At 44.7% G+C, this 17,411-nt stretch carries 13 protein-coding genes; 11 read left to right on the top strand and 2 right to left on the bottom strand.

Annotation, left to right across the window (positions count from 1 at the left end; translation table 11 throughout):
• The first annotated feature begins 1 nt into the window (after position 1).
• From ACGHCT_RS19120 to ACGHCT_RS19110, 3 genes are read left to right on the top strand one after another with little or no spacing between them, the layout of a single operon-like run.
• Entirely contained in the window at positions 2-832 is an 831-nt protein-coding gene (locus tag ACGHCT_RS19120) for a carbohydrate ABC transporter permease (protein ID WP_072851753.1), read from the top strand.
• A complete protein-coding gene (locus ACGHCT_RS19115; RefSeq protein WP_390437240.1) occupies positions 833-3,073 on the top strand; it encodes an alpha-galactosidase in 2,241 nt (746 codons plus the stop codon). It begins immediately after the preceding gene.
• Complete coding sequence (locus tag ACGHCT_RS19110; RefSeq protein WP_390437239.1) at positions 3,070-8,259, top strand: LamG-like jellyroll fold domain-containing protein; 5,190 nt, start codon at positions 3,070-3,072, stop codon at positions 8,257-8,259. Before ACGHCT_RS19115 ends, ACGHCT_RS19110 begins: the two co-directional genes overlap by 4 nt.
• Before the next feature lie 182 nt (positions 8,260-8,441).
• Here the strand turns inward: ACGHCT_RS19110 and ACGHCT_RS19105 are convergent, their stop codons facing one another.
• Positions 8,442-9,275, bottom strand: coding sequence for an AraC family transcriptional regulator (locus ACGHCT_RS19105; RefSeq protein ID WP_072851499.1), 834 nt, complete (start codon positions 9,273-9,275; stop codon positions 8,442-8,444).
• Positions 9,276-9,416: 141 nt separating this feature from the next.
• On the opposite strand from ACGHCT_RS19105, the gene ACGHCT_RS19100 reads away from it, so the two are divergent.
• Positions 9,417-9,647, top strand: coding sequence for an HPr family phosphocarrier protein (locus ACGHCT_RS19100; protein ID WP_242946759.1), 231 nt, complete (start codon positions 9,417-9,419; stop codon positions 9,645-9,647).
• Positions 9,648-9,729: 82 nt separating this feature from the next.
• Here ACGHCT_RS19100 and ACGHCT_RS19095 read toward each other — a convergent pair whose 3' ends face one another.
• On the bottom strand, positions 9,730-9,957 hold the full coding sequence (locus ACGHCT_RS19095) for a winged helix-turn-helix transcriptional regulator (RefSeq protein ID WP_341443416.1): 228 nt from the start codon (positions 9,955-9,957) through the stop codon (positions 9,730-9,732).
• Between the two features lie 153 nt (positions 9,958-10,110).
• On the opposite strand from ACGHCT_RS19095, the gene ACGHCT_RS19090 reads away from it, so the two are divergent.
• The 7 genes from ACGHCT_RS19090 to ACGHCT_RS19060 are packed head-to-tail and all read left to right on the top strand — an operon-like array spanning position 10,111 to position 17,310.
• Positions 10,111-10,569, top strand: a complete 459-nt coding sequence (locus ACGHCT_RS19090; protein WP_072851502.1) for a MarR family winged helix-turn-helix transcriptional regulator — start codon at positions 10,111-10,113, stop codon at positions 10,567-10,569.
• Positions 10,566-12,299: an ABC transporter ATP-binding protein gene (locus ACGHCT_RS19085; protein ID WP_072851504.1), complete on the top strand. Its 1,734-nt coding sequence runs from the start codon at positions 10,566-10,568 to the stop codon at positions 12,297-12,299. The genes ACGHCT_RS19090 and ACGHCT_RS19085 overlap by 4 nt, the downstream gene beginning before the upstream one ends.
• Entirely contained in the window at positions 12,296-14,143 is a 1,848-nt protein-coding gene (locus tag ACGHCT_RS19080; protein ID WP_341443417.1) for an ABC transporter ATP-binding protein, read from the top strand. Before ACGHCT_RS19085 ends, ACGHCT_RS19080 begins: the two co-directional genes overlap by 4 nt.
• Positions 14,144-14,158: 15 nt before the next feature.
• A complete protein-coding gene (locus tag ACGHCT_RS19075; RefSeq protein ID WP_072851506.1) occupies positions 14,159-15,427 on the top strand; it encodes an acyltransferase in 1,269 nt (422 codons plus the stop codon).
• A gap of 17 nt (positions 15,428-15,444) precedes the next feature.
• Positions 15,445-16,047, top strand: coding sequence for a GNAT family N-acetyltransferase (locus ACGHCT_RS19070; protein WP_084067844.1), 603 nt, complete (start codon positions 15,445-15,447; stop codon positions 16,045-16,047).
• A gap of 1 nt (position 16,048) precedes the next feature.
• Complete coding sequence (locus ACGHCT_RS19065; RefSeq protein WP_072851511.1) at positions 16,049-16,726, top strand: putative ABC transporter permease; 678 nt, start codon at positions 16,049-16,051, stop codon at positions 16,724-16,726.
• A 44-nt stretch (positions 16,727-16,770) separates the two neighbouring features.
• A complete protein-coding gene (locus tag ACGHCT_RS19060) occupies positions 16,771-17,310 on the top strand; it encodes a GNAT family N-acetyltransferase (RefSeq protein ID WP_072851513.1) in 540 nt (179 codons plus the stop codon).
• Positions 17,311-17,411: the final 101 nt, after the last annotated feature.

The following is a 17,411-nucleotide window of genomic DNA, read 5'->3' as shown; positions in this document are numbered from 1 at the left end:
AATGAAGAAAAAGCAAAATATTTCAACCATTTTATTACATATTGTGTTAATCATAGGCGCATGCATTATGATTATGCCATTTTTATGGATGGTATTGACTTCGTTGAAAACTGTCAGTGAATCGACTTCTATGAACCCATTTATCTTTTTTCCGGAAACATTCCAGTGGGAGAATTTTCAAACTGTAATCCGGCAGAATGATTTTCTCAGACTCTACTTTAATACATTTGCAATGATGTTTTTCAGAGTTTTGTGTGCGGTATTGTTCAGTGCCATGGCGGCCTATGCATTTGCCCGCCTCAGTTTTCCGGGCAGAAATTTCCTGTTTGGTCTGGTTCTCTTCCAGATGATGGTTCCGGCGCAGATATTCATTGTACCACAGTACCTGATGGTGGATAAGATGGGGCTGAGGAATTCCATATTTGCCTTAGTGTTCCCGGGTCTGGTCAGTGCATTTGGAACCTTCCTGCTTAGGCAATTCTTTATGGGGCTTCCTAAGGAGCTGGAGGAGTCCGCAAGGCTGGACGGATGCAATATTTGGCAGACATTCTGGAAGGTAATGCTGCCGCTTACCAAGTCAGGGCTGGTGGCTTTAGGGATATTTACGGCACTTTTTTCTTTTAAGGATCTCATGTGGCCGCTCATTGTAAATACCAATTCAGATGCAGCTACCTTATCCTCAGCCCTGGCGAAGATATCCAGTGCATATTCTGTAAATTACCCACAGCTAATGGCTGCGGCTGTATTGGCAATCTGGCCGATGCTGTTGGTTTATATCATATTCCAAAAGCAGTTTATCGAGGGAATCGCTACATCAGGAGGGAAGCTGTAAATGGCCATTATTTATTCAGACACTTCTAAAGAAATACATATCTTTAATGACCAGATTAGTTATATCATCCAGATTCTGGATAATGGAGAACTGGGGAACTTATATTATGGGAAGAAGATAAACCATAAAGAGGATTTCTCCTATCTTTTAGAAGGCGGACTGCGTTCCCTGGCAGTGTATACAAAAGACAACGATTATTTTATGAGCCCGCAGTATACAAAAATGGAGTACCCATGTTCAGAAACCGGCGATTTCAGGGAGCCGGCATTCGAGATTAAACAGATAAACGGAAGCAGGGTGGTATGCCTGGAATATGCCGGACATGAAATTTATAAGGGAAAGAAACAATTAGAAGGGCTTCCGGCAACCTATGCAGAGGAGCCTGAGGAAGCAGATACTATTGAGATTCTGCTTACAGACGAACTGCTGCAGCTGGACTGTATTTTGTCTTACACGGTCTTCCGGGACTATCCGGTTATTGCCAGAAACGTAAGGTTCCTAAACAGAGGAGAAGAACCGGTGGTCCTTGAGCGGGTCTTAAGCGCCAGCGTCGATCTGCCGGATGCCAATTATGAAATGGTGAGTCTTGCAGGGGCTTGGGCGAGGGAGCGCCATGTAAAAGTGCGGAAGATCGGGCAGGGAGTTCAGGGCACCGGAAGCAGGAGGGGCTGCAGCAGTGCCGAGTATAACCCGTTTCTTGCGCTGAAACGCCCAAATACAACGGAAAATGCAGGAGAAGCCTTAGGATTCAGCCTCGTCTACAGCGGAAATCATCTGGAACTGGCAGATGTTGATACCTGCGATATGACCAGGGTTCAGATTGGAATCCACCCGGAAGGTTTCGAATGGACTTTGGATAGCAATGAGTCGTTCCAGAGTCCGGAAGCAATATTAGTTTATTCTGATCAAGGACTGAATGGGATGAGCCAGGCTTACCATAAGCTGTACCAGACGAGGCTAGTCAGAGGCTATTGGCGCGATATCCCAAGACCTATTCTGATCAATAACTGGGAGGTGACAGGCGCTGATTTTACGGAAGAAAGTGTGCTGGGAATAGCAAAAGCTGGCAAGGAGCTTGGCATCGAACTTTTTGTACTGGATGACGGCTGGTTCGGGAGTCGTGATGATGATGTTTCGGGACTGGGGGACTGGTATGTAAAGAATTATAAAAAACTGCCCAATGGAATAGAAGGGCTTGCAGATAAGGTAAAGGCGTTGGGAATGAAGTTCGGGCTTTGGTTTGAGCCGGAGATGGTGAATAAAGATTCGGACCTTTACCGAAAGCATCCGGATTGGATTCTATGTGCGCCGGGGCGGTCTCCATCGCCCAGCCGGAATCAATACGTTCTGGATTTTTCCAGGCAAGAAGTAGTGGATTATATCTATAATATGATGGAAAAGGTACTGGGCAGCGCAGAGATAAGCTATGTAAAATGGGATATGAACCGTTATATTACGGAATGCTACTCGAACAGACAGACGCCGCAGGGACAGGGAAAAGTCATGCATCAGTATATCCTGGGAGTGTACCAGCTGTATGAAAGGCTGATAGCAAGGTTCCCATATATTTTGTTTGAATCCTGTGCAAGCGGCGGGGCAAGATTTGATCCGGGCATGCTGTACTATGCGCCCCAGACATGGACCAGTGACGATACGGATGCCATGGAAAGGGTAAAAATCCAGTATGGCACATCCTATGTATATCCGGTGTCTGCTATGGGGGCCCATGTCTCAGAAGTGCCGAACCAGCAGGTGGGGCGTTCCACACCGCTTAGTACGAGGGCGAATGCCGCAATGTTCGGTATCTTTGGATATGAAATGGATCTTAATAAACTGACACCGGAAGAAAAGGAGTTAGTAAAACAGCAGATTACATTTGTTAAAGAACATAGGAAACTGGTTATGCAGGGAAGCTTTTATAGGTTGTCCAGCCCTTTTGAAGACAATGACGGTGCCTGGATGCTTGTGTCGGAGGATAAAAAGGAAGCGCTGGTTGGGTATTACCGTATGTCAGGTGTGCCAAATGGGCCGTGGAAAAGGCTCTGCCTTATCGGGCTTGACAAAGATAGGAAATATACAATTAATAAAAATAAGGAGGGATTATATGGAGGTGACGAGCTGATGAATGCAGGCATGGTAATCAAAAACAGCAGCCTTTGTGCTTGCGGCGGTGATTATAGTTCAGGTGTTTATTACATTGCAGACCATAAATCTAAAGACGAAGGAGGATTGCAGGGATGAAATGCAAAAAATTAATGACATTTAGTCTGGCTGTGATATTGGCAGTGGGTGCGCTTCCCTACGCAAATGTATCAGAAGTACATGCAGAGGAACAGGCGCAGCTGCCGGAAGCAGTTTACTTCTGGGATTTTGAGGATGCCGGAGAGACAGAGGAAGCACTTCAGGGAACTGCCAGGATATCGGAGGATTCGGAGAAAAATTCTAATGTGCTTGATTTGGCAGGAACAGGCGCAGGAACTTCGTATATGACACTTCCGGAAGATGTATTCTCTGATGTGACAGAGGGGCTGACAATCTCAATGTGGGTTAGGCCGGATGCTTCTTCAGGTGCCTATACCAAATTATTTGATGCCTCAAATTCCCCTCTGGGAGAGACGGAGAACGGCGGGAATAATTGGTCTTCACCGGATTTCGCATTAGCGGCAGGCGGTAATGTTTATGATGTTACGCTATATGTAGGGGAAGCGGGTCAGGCTACCAAAAGCAAATCAAAATTAAAGTATAAGCAGAGCCTGACTCGAAATAAATGGCAGTATTATACAGTTTCTTTAAGTAAAGATTCTTTTTCAGTTTATGTGGACGGGCAAAAGGCTGAATATCAGGATGCCGTAGACGGCACAAAGGCGATTAGCGAGGTGCTTCCTGAATTCTTTGCGGAAGGATATCCCCAGTCCCTGAAGTATGCAGCTCTGGGACGTTCCTTCTATACTTCAGATAAAGACTTTATAGGTAAAATGGATGATGTTGCAATCTATAATAGTGCATTGTCAGATGAACAGGCAGCGGCATTATACGAGAACATGAAATTTGAGTATCAGGAGAAGGAAGCTGCGGAAATCTATAAATGGGATTTTGAGAATGTAGATGGCAAAGATGCAGGGAATGGAGCTATGCTGGAGGGAACTGCAGAGATAACTGAAGACAGTGCAAAATTAAACGGCAGTAAGGTGCTTTCCCTGAAAGGCGGCAAAAATGGGAGCAGTTATATGAGTCTTCCGGAGGATATACTTTCTAAGACAGGGGATAAAGGATTTACACTGTCTATGTGGGTGAAAGCAAGCTATGATACGGGCTCTTATACAAGATTATTTACTGCGTCAAACTCTGAACTGGGGGCGACTCAAGACGGTGGCAATGGCTGGACATCACCAGACTTTGCACTGGTGACAGGGGGCAATGTATATGATACTACAATTTACGTTGGCGAGGCGGGAAAAAGTACTGCCAATGCCACAAAGATAAAATACAATACACACCTGGCGAAAAGTGCATGGCAGCAATTGACGGTCAGTGTCAGTCCAGAGTCATACAGAGTATACATTAACGGTGCAGAGGTGGCATACAGTGATGCGCAGCAAGGGACAAAAAGTGTCAGGGAGGTGCTGCCGAACCTGTTTGATGAAGGATATCTAGAAAGCCTGACCTACAATGCACTCGGCCGTTCTGTTTACGGTTCTGACGATGATTTTGAGGGGCTGATTGATGATGTGATCATCTATGAAGGCACAATGGGGGCAGAACAGGCAGCGGCATTATTTGCACAGTATGAGGGCATGGATACCACCGCTCCGGCCGGAGATCTGGTGGTAGATATGGCACAGAAAACCGGAGAGATTAAACACGGAGCTACGGGATTTTTGTATGGCCTTGGTGCGGATAATGTACCAAATGTGAATCTGCTTACCGGACTGAAGCCCAATATTAATGAGCAGAATGCGCCTCATGGACTGCAGCACCCAAGCGGTGACGTGCTGGAGGTTGCGGATACATTCCTTGAAGCAGGAGGAGACTCCATACAGATAGCATGTCCGGATATTCACGCGGAGTGGCCGTACGAGCCTGAAAGTCAGGACATGCAGGAATATTCTAAAAAAATAAGAAAGATGGTTCAGGATGTCAAAGATGCCGGACTTTCGGATAAAGTAGTCTATGTTCCGTTTAATGAGCCGGACGGGCAGAGGTATAACAATGATATTAATAAGAATGGCAGTAAGCAGTTTTTGCAGGACTGGCTGACAATCTATAACGTAATCAAAGAAGAAGATCCAAATGCAAAAGTTGCGGGAACTAATCTGACAGGCTATAAGGCTGGGCACACAGAGACATTTATGAAGTTCTGCAAGGAAAACAATTGTATTCCTGATCAGTTTACCTGGCATGTGCTCAACGATGGAGAACTGTCAAGATTTTCTAAAAATGTGGCACAGTTTAGGGAATGGGAAAAGAAATATTGGCTGGATACAGGATTAGCTGATGAGGAGTGTGAAATTGTCATCAATGAATATGGTAATTTTACAGATACCGGGGTACCTGGAAGGCTGACGGCCTACCTTGGGGCCTTCGAGGATGAGAAGGCAAGTGCATGCCTTGCATACTGGCATATATCCAATAACTTATGTGATATAGCGGCGGATAATAATGAACCAAATTCAACGTGGTGGCTGTACAAGTGGTACGGTGATATGTCTGGTGAGACTTTGAAGATGAATGTCCAGGGAGCCTCCAAGGCGGAATTATACGGTGTCGCAGCTCTGGATGATAATAAAAAAATAAGCACAGTCATCCTTGGAGGGCGGGACGGTGATGTGAATCTTACCTTGCAGAATGTGGCAGGGACAGAAGCATTTAAAGACGCCCAAAAGATAAAAGTTAAGTTAGAACAGACCAATTTTACAGGGATTAACGGTGTATGTGACGAGCCGGATTTGATTTCAGAACAAATCTGCGCAGTAGATGATTCAGGAAATGTAGAAGTTGTAATTCCAGACGCGCAGGAAGCTGCTGCATATCATGTCACCCTGTCCCAGGCGGCAGACGACGCAGAGCCTGGAATTCTGACTTCAGGCGCCTGGAAGCAGCTATTCGAAGCAGAGGACGCGCAGTTTGCCGGCAATGTAAGGGAAGTCGCAAAGGATAAAAAATATCCGTGTTCAGGAAGAGGACAGGCGCAGTATATAGACAATCCGGGAGACAGCGTAACATTTACAGCTGAAGTGCCGGAAAGTGGTTATTATAAATTTGATATGGTATATGGCGCTGCTACTGGAAATAAGCCGAACGACACTTCAAATAATAATCCGAAAAACGCGATCCAGACACTTCAGGTGAATGGGGACGAACCGGTTAAAATGACACTTGAAAATACATTATACTGGTTTATGTCCGGTATGCATACAGAGTATGTGTATCTGAACCAGGGCAGCAATACGCTTAAGGTAGAAGCCACAGACAGCGAGGGAAAGGCAACTTTGGATTGTATGTACCTTACTTATGTGGGAGCGGATGAGACAGCTGTTGCAGCCAGAAGAAATGTAAAGATATTTGAAGCTGAGCTAAGCGATTTTATTACATTGGGAGAGCAAAGCTCCACAACAGTAACAACACAGAACAGCATTTCGGGATACTCGGGGGCAGGCTATGTTACAGGTATGAACACACCGGTTTCAGAAGGCGGAGGCATACGGTTCAATGCATTTGTATTTGAAAACGGCATGTATGATGTAACAGCTCGCTGCTATACCGCAGGAGGAAGCACGATCGGATATTATCTGGATAATACCAATCTGACCTTAGGAAATAGGGCCACAGAAGCAGCGGTAGGTGGCAGTGACCAATGGCAGGATATCACAGTGAGGATGTATCTGCAAAAGGGCATGAACATTATAGATTTAGATGCTGCTGATTCGGAACTTGCGGTAGATACACTCACAGTGAGCAGGAATGATGATGGAACAAACACTACTATAATTGAGGCAGAGAGCTGTGCGTTGGCGGGAGATGCGGCTATAAAAGAAAACCCATTTGCAGCGGAAGGAAAATATGTTTCACAGATGCAGGGAAACAGTGCCGGCGAAAACAGTCTGACAGTAACCTATCACGCAGAAGAAGCCGGTACATATAAAATGGCAGTCTATCAGTCCAATAAGGAATTGTTTGGAAACCATTCTTATAATGCACAGATGGTTGACCGCTATGCCACGGTTTCTGTCAATGGCGGGGAACCATTTAACGTATTCTTCAGGAATACATATAGTGATGACAGCTTTAAGTCCCAGGTGGTAACACTTGACCTGCAGGCAGGAGACAACACGATTCAATTCTACAATGATGATACCAGAGTCCTGAAGAATGGGGTGGGCGGAACAAATACTTGTACCAATTATACTCCGAATTTTGATAAATTTGAAATAACACCAATCGTAGAAAATACAGAGGAAGAGAAGAAATTAACGGGAATTACGGTGACTCCCCCGGACAAAAAGGAATACTTGAAGGGAGAAAGCTTAGACCTGACAGGAGTTATAGTGACTGCATACTACGGCGATGGATCCAGCGAAATAATAACAGAAGGTTATGACATAAGCGGATATGATCCGAATAAGACAGGAAGCCAGTTGATTATGGTGACTTATAAAGGCAAGACTGCTGATTTTCAGGTCGATGTAAAGGAAAAGGTACAGAGCGGCTGGGTACAGGACACAATCGGATGGAAATATAAAAATGCTGACGGAAGCTATGTATCCCATAGTTGGAAACAGATTGATGGAAAATGGTATTACTTCAAGGAAACAGGGTATATGGCGACAGGCTGGCTGCAGGAAGGAAAGACGTGGTATTATCTGAAGGCAAGCGGAGCAATGGCGACAGGCTGGCTGCAGGAAGGAAAGACGTGGTACTATCTGAAGGCAAATGGAGCGATGGCGACAGGCTGGCTGCAGGAAGGAAAGACGTGGTACTATCTGAAGGCAAGCGGAGCAATGGCAACAGGCTGGCTGCAGGAAGGAAAGACGTGGTATTATCTGAAAGCAAATGGAGCGATGGCGACAGGCTGGCTGCAGGAAGGAAAGACGTGGTACTATCTGAAGGCAAGCGGAGCAATGGCAACAGGCTGGCTGCAGGAAGGAAAGACGTGGTACTATCTGAAAGCAAATGGAGCGATGGCGACAGGCTGGCTGCAGGAGGGAAAAACGTGGTATTATCTGAAATCCAGCGGGGCGATGGTGACAGGCTGGCTGTTGGACAGAAATACCTGGTATTATCTGAAAGCAAATGGGGCGATGGCCACCGGCTGGATAAAAGTGGGCAGTAAATGGTATTATTTGTACGGCAGCGGAGCAATGGCCTCCAGGACATGGATAGGAAGATATTATGTAAATTCCTCTGGAGTTTGGACCAAGACTAGATAGAATAGACATTAAGACCATTACCGGTGCTGCTTTAACAGCACCGGTAATGATTTTGTAGATTACTTCAGTAATCTTGCTGAAAGCCGAACAGCTAAAGTAATTATATATAGCAGTTATGGACGGGGAAGGGGTTTTCATAGGCTTCTCTGAAGCCAGGTGATTCTGTTGGTGCTGAATAAACGTCAGTTAGCAGAATTCAGTTCGCGATATTGGGTCGGTGATACCCCTATCTCCTTTTTGAATATCTTAGAAAACGCAAAGGGGTCATTATACCCAACTGAATATGCAATATTCTGAATCGGAATATTTGGATCCTTAAGCAGCTGTGTCGCTTTTCTCATACGGAAAAAAATCAGGTATTCCTGCGGGGTATAATTGGTGGCATGTTTAAAAAGCTTGCTGAGGTAGGAGCGGTCAAGACCACAGAAATCAGCAATATCCTGTACCTTAATCGGTTCAGAATATTTTTTGGTTATAAAATTGATCACATCCTTAATATAGGTTAGCGATTTATCTTTTTCTTCGACAGCCGGCCTGTTTGATGTGGTATTTATCATGTATTGGAATAGGCGGTATAAGTTACCGATACATATATATTCTTCATTATTATGACGCAGGATTTCAACCATACAATCCTCCAGTTCCGTGGAGGGAGACGTAGGAATAAAAACAGGGGATTCATTAGATATCCCTGCTTTATGGAGCAGTTCCAAGGCTTTTCTTCCATTAAAATGTATCCAAATATAATTCCAGGGGTTATCATGGTCTCCTTCATAATAGGCTAAGAGATTCGGGGGGAGGACAAAAATCTGTTTGCTGGATACAGCATATACTTTGTTATCCAGAAACAGAGTACCGGCTCCGTTTAATATATAGTGAAGCACAAAATTATTTCGTATGATAGGTCCAAAGCTATATCCTGGCGGACATTTTTGACATCCGACCTCATAAAAGCTTAAATCCTCATAGGAATCATAGTTTACAAAATAACATTCATCGTAGTGTTTTGTAGCCATAACTGTACCTCTTCCCAGAATTTATGTTCTAATGCAGTTAGTATACCATGATTAGCAAAAAAGGAAAAGAATATAAAAGCCAGTGCGTAGTGCAATTTAAAAAGTAGCCATAGTAAACTCAAAATGAATAAGGAGAATCCAATGATAAAAATAGATATTAATCTAAAAAATGAAAAGGAGGCAGTTGAGTTAGTCTCAAAACTGTCAACCTGCAGTGTAAATATTGATATGATTTACGGCCACTATATAGTGGATGCTAAATCAATACTAGGCGTACTTAGTGTTGCTGCCGGGAAAACGGTGACGCTGGCGATATATGCGGATGAAATCGGGGATGTAGAGGACAAAATTCGTGATTTCGTTAAAAAGTGATTGTCCAATATCATATTCTGGAACTGTATTCTGATTGTATTTTCTATGAATGGAATCATTTAGAAAAAGAAATGCGGATGTTTTATGGATTATGGAGGTAAGGATTGTGGTAGCCATCCGGACATACATTGGCTTCACTCCATTCCATCATAAGGTTCAGAATGGTAACAAAGCTGTTCCCCATTTCGCTGAGCGTGTACTCAACCCTGGGCGGTATTCCCCTATAAATCTCTCGATGCAGAAATCCATCGTTGGAGGCTGAGGGGCAAAGTGACTTGCTACGGTGGTAACTAAAATATATAATCCTCAAAAGATTGATGATAACAGATAAAAGAGGATAGCTTTTTATAAAACAGATTGAACTTTTTGTATAAATTCTATTTACCCACTTGTAAATACTCCGAAACCGTAGTAAAATAAAAACTACGATTTCGGAGTATTTCTATTTTGGGAGGAAAACACTATGAGCAAAATGATAAGTGAAAAACAGGAAGCGATTAATCAGGTCTGTGAATTTATTGATGATATTTACTATCAGTATGCAAGTTCTTTTGGGATTACTGATACGGAACTTTCCATTCTGTATGCGTTGAGCGAGCATGATGGAGAGTATTTACAGAGCGATATCTGCCGGGAGTGGTCTTACAGTTTGCAGACCATCCATACCACCATTAAGAACATGGAGAAGCGGGGACTGATTGAACTGATTTGCAAAGCGGGTAACAAGAAGAACAAATATATCCATTTGACGGCGGCGGGAAAGAAGCTGGTGGATAGTATTATGATTCCTTTGATTACTGCTGAAGAGGAAGCCCTTGGAATGCTCTCCGCTGAGGAACAGGATATCCTGCTCCCAATCCTGCAGAAGTACGCAAATGCACTTAAGGAGTCGATTGGGAAGATAGAAAGGAATCCCCTATGATAAAACTTTTGAGATTCTTATCACCCTATAAGGGGCGGGTCAGAATCATGCTGGTTTTGATGTTTCTGCAAATGCTTGGAACGTTGTATGTTCCAACATTGACAGCGGATATCGTGAACAAGGGAATTATAAACGGGAATCTGAAACTTGTCTGGGGTATTGGCGGATTTATGCTGCTGATTGCCGTTCTGATTGCAGGGGTTTCTATTTTGCAGACCTATCTGTCTACTTCGGTTTTTACCGGCATGGGGCGTGACATCCGGAGTGCGCTGTTCAAAAAGTCGCAGAGCCTTACCATTAACGAATTCAACCGCTTTGGTCCGGATTCTATGATTACCCGCTGTACCAACGACATCACGCAGATCCAGCAGGGGTATATGGCGGCAATAGAGATGCTTTTACCTGCGCCCATCATGGCAGTTGCCGGACTGCTTCTTGCATTTTCCAAAAGTCCTGCGCTGGCGCTGTTGATTGCGGCAGCTATGGTGGTTATATGTATTCTGACCGTGTGGATCGGTTCTAAGGCAATGAAACTTTTTGCGGGGCTGCAGGTTATGCTGGATAGAATCAACCGTGTCCTCCGTGAAAATCTGGCCGGAATCCGTGTCATCCGTGCCTTTAACCGCTCGGAATTTGAGCAGAAGCGGACAGACAAAACCTATGAGGAATATGCTTTCACAGCGATTCGTGTTAACAAGATTTTTGCTGTACTGCTGCCGGTTATTATGGTGATTATGAATGTATGCACGATCCTGATTATTGCACTGGGCGGGCAGAATGTGGCAAACGGGCAGATGGAAATTGGCGACATTATGGCGCTGATTGAGTATGCGTTTCTGATATTGATGTATTTGGTTATGGGAATCATGGTTATTATGATTTTTCCAAGAGCGCAGACTTGTGCCGGCCGTGTCAATGAAGTGCTGGATCTATGTTCTGATAGGTCCGGGGCAGACACCCCGGATGATTGTAGAGCTGTGGTAAAAGCGCCGAAGCTGGAATTTTGCAATGTGACTTTTCAGTATCAGGGGGCGGAGGAACCTGTATTGAACAATTTAAGCTTCACTGCGGATATTGGAAAGACTACGGCGATTATTGGCGGCACGGGTTCGGGTAAATCTACCATAGCAAGCCTGATTCCACGTTTTTATGATATTCAAAGCGGGGAAATCCGGATAGATGGAGAAAATATTGCCTCTATGTCGGAAGAAAACCTGCGGGAGCGTATAGGCTTCGTTCCGCAAAAAAGCTTTTTATTCAGCGGTACGATTCTTGATAATTTCCGTCATGGGAAAAAGGATGTAACTTTAACAGAAATCCGTCATGCTGCGGATATTGCACAAATCAGTGATTTTATAGACAGTCTGGATGAGGGGTACGAAACAAGGGTATCCCAGGGCGGCGGCAATTTCTCCGGTGGTCAGAAACAGCGCTTGTCTATTGCGAGAGCGCTGGTGAGAAAGCCGGAGATTTATGTTTTTGATGATAGTTTTTCTGCCCTGGACTTTAAGACCGATGCAAAGCTCCGCATGGCATTAAAAGGTGAAGTAAAGGATGCCGTGGCGATTCTTGTGGCACAACGGATCAGCACCATTATGGATGCGGAACAGATTATTGTGCTGGATGAAGGCCGTGTGGACGGAACCGGCACACATAAGGAGCTGCTGGCAAACTGTGCGGTATATCAGCAGATTGCCAAATCTCAGCTTAGTGAGGAGGAACTGTCGTGATTGATAAGGACGAAATGCATGAAGTGCAGCCGGATGATTTTGGCGGCGAATACAGCGTGGAAAAAGCAAAGGATTCGAAAAAGACCGCTTTCCGGTTAGTGAAACGGCTGGCACAGCAGAAATGGAAATTGTTGCTTGTGCTGGCCAGCATCGTTATTAGTTCTGTCCTTATGCTTATGTCGCCCAAGGTTATAGGGGCGGCAATCGACCAGCTTTGGGGCGGAATCCGGACTGCCGCGGAAACGGGCGGAACCTTTGCCGTTAATTTTGAGACGATGGGAGCCATTCTTTTCGTGCTGCTGGGGCTGTATCTGTTGGACTCATTGTTCAGCTATATTCAGCAGAACACGATGGCGGGCGTATCACAGACGCTTTCTCTGGACTTGCGCAAGGAAATCAGCGGGAAGATGAACAGGCTCCCCCTTCGTTACTTTGACCGCCACAAAAAGGGGGAGATTTTAAGCCGCGTGACGAGCGATATCGAAAAAATTGCCGATACCCTTCAGGACAGTCTGACCCAGCTTTTTGCCTCTGTGGTGGATGTTGTTGGCGCTTTTGGCATGATGCTGTGGATCAGTCCGGTTCTGACCCTAATTGCTGCCGGAACAATCGTTTTGAGTATGGTGATTGCGGTGCTGGTGGCTTCCAAAACGGAGCGCAGCTTTGCAGCGAATCAGGAGTGCCTGGGCAGGCTGAACGGCAGTATTGAGGAATCCTTTACGGGAAACACCGTGATCAAGGCGTTCAATTTGGAAAAACAGACCATAGAGAACACCGAAAAGCTGAATGAGGATTTATATCATGCAAGTTCAAAAGCAATGTTTTTGAACTATGCCATCAGCCCGATAATTCGTCTGGTGGGCAGGCTTGGTTACGTGGTTATTGCCATTCGCGGTGCAATTTCCGTGATGAATGGCCGTATCTCCATTGGGGATATTCAGGCATTTATTCAATATGTCAACCAGGTGACAGAGCCGGTCACGCAGGTTTCCTATACGCTGAACACGCTGCAGGGTGCGGTTGCGGCTGCGGAGCGGGTATTTGAACTGCTGGACGAGGAGGAGGAAATTCCTGACGCTGCGGCTCCCCGGCGGTTGGGACTGCCGAAAGGAGATGTGCGTTTTGAGCATGTCCGTTTCGGTTATAGCGACGGGCGTATTCTGATGCAGGATATTTCCATTGATGTCAAGGCTGGAAGTAAGGTTGCTATTGTCGGTCCAACCGGGGCGGGCAAAACAACACTTGTCAATCTTCTGATGCGTTTTTACGAGCTGCAGGGCGGCCACATTTTTATTGATGGTGTGGATATAGCGGATATGAAGCGGGATGAGCTGCGCTCTTTGATGGGGATAGTATTGCAGGACAGCTGGCTGTTTGGGGGCAGCATCCGGGAAAATATTGTATATAGCCGCGAAAATGCCACAGACGGGGAAGTTTATGCAGCGGCAAAAGCGGCAAGAGCAGACCATTTCATACGCACCATGCCGCAGGGGTATGATACGGTTTTAAGTGATGAGATCACAAGTCTTTCCCAGGGCCAGCGGCAGCTTCTTACCATTGCGAGGGCGATTCTGGCGGATCCGGCTATTTTGATTTTGGATGAAGCTACCTCCAGCGTCGATACCCGCACGGAACTGGAGATCCAAAAGGCGATGGACGCACTGATGAAAGGCCGTACCAGCTTTGTCATCGCCCACCGGCTGTCTACCATCCGTGATGCGGACTGTATCCTTGTGATGGACCAGGGCACAATTATCGAACAGGGAAGCCATAAGGAATTGATGGAGCTGGGCGGCTTCTATGCTGACCTTTATAACAGCCAGTTTGCGGCAAAGGCTGGCTAAAACGGAGATGATCGCATGACAGAAAAAAGATTAAAAAGAATGAGGCCAAGAGCTTTTGATACCGGCATATTCGGGGAAAAAGAAGTAAATACCGGACGACAGGTTGAATTGGATATTGCGAAAGGGTTTGCAATCCTTTTTATGGTGTGGGTGCATACTGCGGAGACTTTCGGAAACGAGCAGGGAATCGGCAATGCGATTGTTGAAATCCTCGGAGGTCCCTTTGCCGCACCGGTATTTATGGAGTGCATGGGCATTGGCATGCGCTATGCGAAAAAGACAGCAGCGAAGGATTTAGCAAAGCGTGGGGCGGGACTTCTGTTCACAGGACTTATATTGAATGTATTCCGCTATGTAATCCCATTGTTTATAGGATATGCGGCAACCGGTGAGACGTTGTTCCTATACACTTTCCCTTTCCTGTTCGGCGTAGACATTCTGGAATTTGCAGGGCTTGCGTTTCTCTTTTTCGCATTGGCAAAGAAATTTGGCTGGTCAGACAAAACGCTTGCTGTCATAGCGGTTCTCTCATCACTTTGCGGTATGCTTCTGAAAGGAATGTCAACGGGATTTCTTTATGCCGATCAGTTTCTTGGATATATATGGGGAAATGATGAGGCGGAAACCTATTTTCCGTTCCTGAACTGGATTATCTTCCCTGTTTTCGGATACTTTTTTGGGAAATTGCTGCGCCGCTGCTCGGATAAAAAGGCATTTTACAAAAGGGTATCTCCGATTTGCGGGGGATTAGGGCTTGGCTATGTAATATCCGCATATATTTTTCATTTTGGAATGTACGGAAAGAACGGCTACTACTACTTTTTAGGTTCATTAGACACAGCGGCAGTTCTCTTGTTGGTTATCGGTATATTCGGTTTTTGTTTCCTGCTCTCCCGATTGAAAGAGGGGGTGCCTATAAGAGCCTTGCGGAATATGAGCGCAAACATCAACACGGTTTATTGTATTCAATGGACATTGATAGGAAGCACGGGGATTCTGCTGTCCGTCCTTTTGCCGGAGGATGGTCTTGGTTTTGTTCCAATGACAATACTTGCAGCAGTTTTTACGGTTTTTTCGGCTTTCACGGCAAATTGGTATCAAAAGAAAAAAATCTTAAGCGCAAGGTCGGCGAAAGTTGTTCTTTCAGGCATACTTGCGGCAGTGCTTGTCTGTAGTCTGATTGGACAGACAAAGGTTGAATCCTGTCTGTATAATGAGGGATATGATTTCATTCAGGAGTTCTATGAGGATGATTCTGATATGAGTATTGATATAGAAAAATAAATGAAAAAGGGATAGCAATGGAGATAAGAACACTTGATAAAAAAGATTATAAAAAAGCCATTCAATTTGCGATTAAAGGAATGCACTTTGATTGGTATATGAAAAGCAAAACGCTGCTGAAGCTGTATGGAAGATACTTTCTGTACCTTGAAATAAACAGGGCAACCCAAATCATAGCGGCGTATGAGGGTGAGGAGTTTTTGGGATTATTATTGGCGGAGATGTATCATGAAAAGCCAGTTCGCACATCTGTGTTTCAAAAGATATATGTAAAGGTTTTTGATTGGTTACAGCATACCTTTGCTGGCAGCGAAGTCGGCTGCTATGATGAAGCAAATCAATCCATGCATCATGAACTGCTGAAAAAGGAAAAGCCGGACGGTGAATTGATTTTTCTGTCGGCTGATCCGAACGTAAACCGAAAAGGCATTGGTACTGTGCTGCTTAATGAATTGATAAAACGGGAAAAAGGTAAAGTCATTTATCTGTTTACAGATAATGCCTGTACTTATCAGTTCTATGAGCAGCGGGGGTTTGAACGGTTTGCAGAACGTAATATCGAATTAAGACTTGCCAAAACCATTCATTTGGAGTGCTATTTATACAGAAGGACATTGTAATATGGAGAAAGAAACGGTAAAACAAAAGAAAAACTACCTTAAAGAAAAAGGCTCTTTAATAATCTACAGCAAATTGTTCTGGCTGTTTCTGGCAGGAAGCGTTGTTGGGGTTATAATGGAAGGCACTTTTTGTCTGTTTACAAAAGGACAGTGGGAAAGTCATGTTATTTCTGTTTGCCTGCCTTTTAACGCTTTATACGGAGCCGGAGCCGTCCTATTTTATGTGGGAGCAGTCAAATTAAGAAAAAAGAATATCTGGATTCGTGTGCTATATATGACAGTTGCCGCAACCGTGTTGGAATTGCTTTGCGGATTACTGCTCAAATACGGTTTGGGAATGCGTGCATGGAACTATGAAAACAGCTTTTTGAACTATAAGGGGATAATTTGCCTTGGATTTTCTATTGCGTGGGGGATTGCCGCTTTTGGCTTTTGCAAATTATATTCTCATATCAACTCTTTGCTAAATAAACTTAGAGGAGGATATTGGAACTGTGCCTGTGCAGTTTTAAGTATAGTTATGGCTATAGATATTTCTCTTGCCGGCATTTCTATCGTGCGATGGAGTGAGCGGCATTACGGTATTAGTGCATCAACACAATTTGAGCAGGAAGTTGATATGGAAGCTCCGGATGAATGGATGGAGTCACGCTTTGCCGAATGGAGATTTCTTGGATGATTTTAACTTAAATCAGAAGTGCAACAATATAGGAGAATGGTGAAATGGCATTAAGGATAATTCCTGTATCTCGCAGGAACGGTAATTATAAAAAGGTATGTGGCACTATGACCGAAGCGTTTCCAGAAACGGAGCGAATGCCGATGTGGATATTAGGCTTATTGGCGAAGCGGAAATTTATTAAATTTAGTGCGGTTCTTGATGATGAGGATTTCTGCGGCGTGCTTTATACCGTGGAAAATAAGGAATACGTTTTTATTCTTTACCTTGCCGTCAGCAAAGAAGCACGTTCCAGAGGCTATGGCAGTCAGATACTTAAATTGATAAAGAAAACTGCAAACGAAAAAGAAATTGTTCTGCATGTAGAATATCCTGACGCAACCGCAGCAAATGCCAGCCAGAGGTTAAGACGAATGCGTTTTTATGAGGCGAACGGCATTGTAGATACGGGATACTTCTTTAGTGAGGGTAATGAAAAATATGCCGTACTGTCAAACGATGGCAGTGACATAGATATAGAATCGTATAAAAACTTATTACGGTATGTCTCTTTTGGACTATACACTCCGAAAATAGGGAGGTAAGGCAGGGTATGGAATACTAGATCCCATAGTTTTAACGGTGATTCAGGCGGCGCAGGTTGCATTGCCTGTCCTTCCGGGTTTTTTGGGGATGTTGTTGGTGC

Source organism: Lactonifactor longoviformis (genome assembly GCF_042848515.1).
GTDB lineage: Bacteria > Bacillota > Clostridia > Lachnospirales > Lachnospiraceae > Lactonifactor > Lactonifactor longoviformis.
Note: the sequence above shows the minus strand (reverse complement) of the source record. Positions and strands in the feature narration are given on the sequence as shown.

Excerpts from the sequence above, each read along its gene's own strand:
- ACGHCT_RS19120 (WP_072851753.1), top strand. The coding sequence starts at position 2 with ATGAAGAAAAAGCAAAATATTTCAACCATTTTATTACATATTGTGTTA.
- ACGHCT_RS19115 (WP_390437240.1), top strand. The coding sequence starts at position 833 with ATGGCCATTATTTATTCAGACACTTCTAAAGAAATACATATCTTTAAT.
- ACGHCT_RS19110 (WP_390437239.1), top strand. The coding sequence starts at position 3,070 with ATGAAATGCAAAAAATTAATGACATTTAGTCTGGCTGTGATATTGGCA.
- ACGHCT_RS19105 (WP_072851499.1), bottom strand. The coding sequence starts at position 9,275 with ATGGCTACAAAACACTACGATGAATGTTATTTTGTAAACTATGATTCC.
- ACGHCT_RS19100 (WP_242946759.1), top strand. The coding sequence starts at position 9,417 with ATGATAAAAATAGATATTAATCTAAAAAATGAAAAGGAGGCAGTTGAG.
- ACGHCT_RS19090 (WP_072851502.1), top strand. The coding sequence starts at position 10,111 with ATGAGCAAAATGATAAGTGAAAAACAGGAAGCGATTAATCAGGTCTGT.
- ACGHCT_RS19085 (WP_072851504.1), top strand. The coding sequence starts at position 10,566 with ATGATAAAACTTTTGAGATTCTTATCACCCTATAAGGGGCGGGTCAGA.
- ACGHCT_RS19075 (WP_072851506.1), top strand. The coding sequence starts at position 14,159 with ATGACAGAAAAAAGATTAAAAAGAATGAGGCCAAGAGCTTTTGATACC.
- ACGHCT_RS19070 (WP_084067844.1), top strand. The coding sequence starts at position 15,445 with ATGGAGATAAGAACACTTGATAAAAAAGATTATAAAAAAGCCATTCAA.
- ACGHCT_RS19065 (WP_072851511.1), top strand. The coding sequence starts at position 16,049 with ATGGAGAAAGAAACGGTAAAACAAAAGAAAAACTACCTTAAAGAAAAA.
- ACGHCT_RS19060 (WP_072851513.1), top strand. The coding sequence starts at position 16,771 with ATGGCATTAAGGATAATTCCTGTATCTCGCAGGAACGGTAATTATAAA.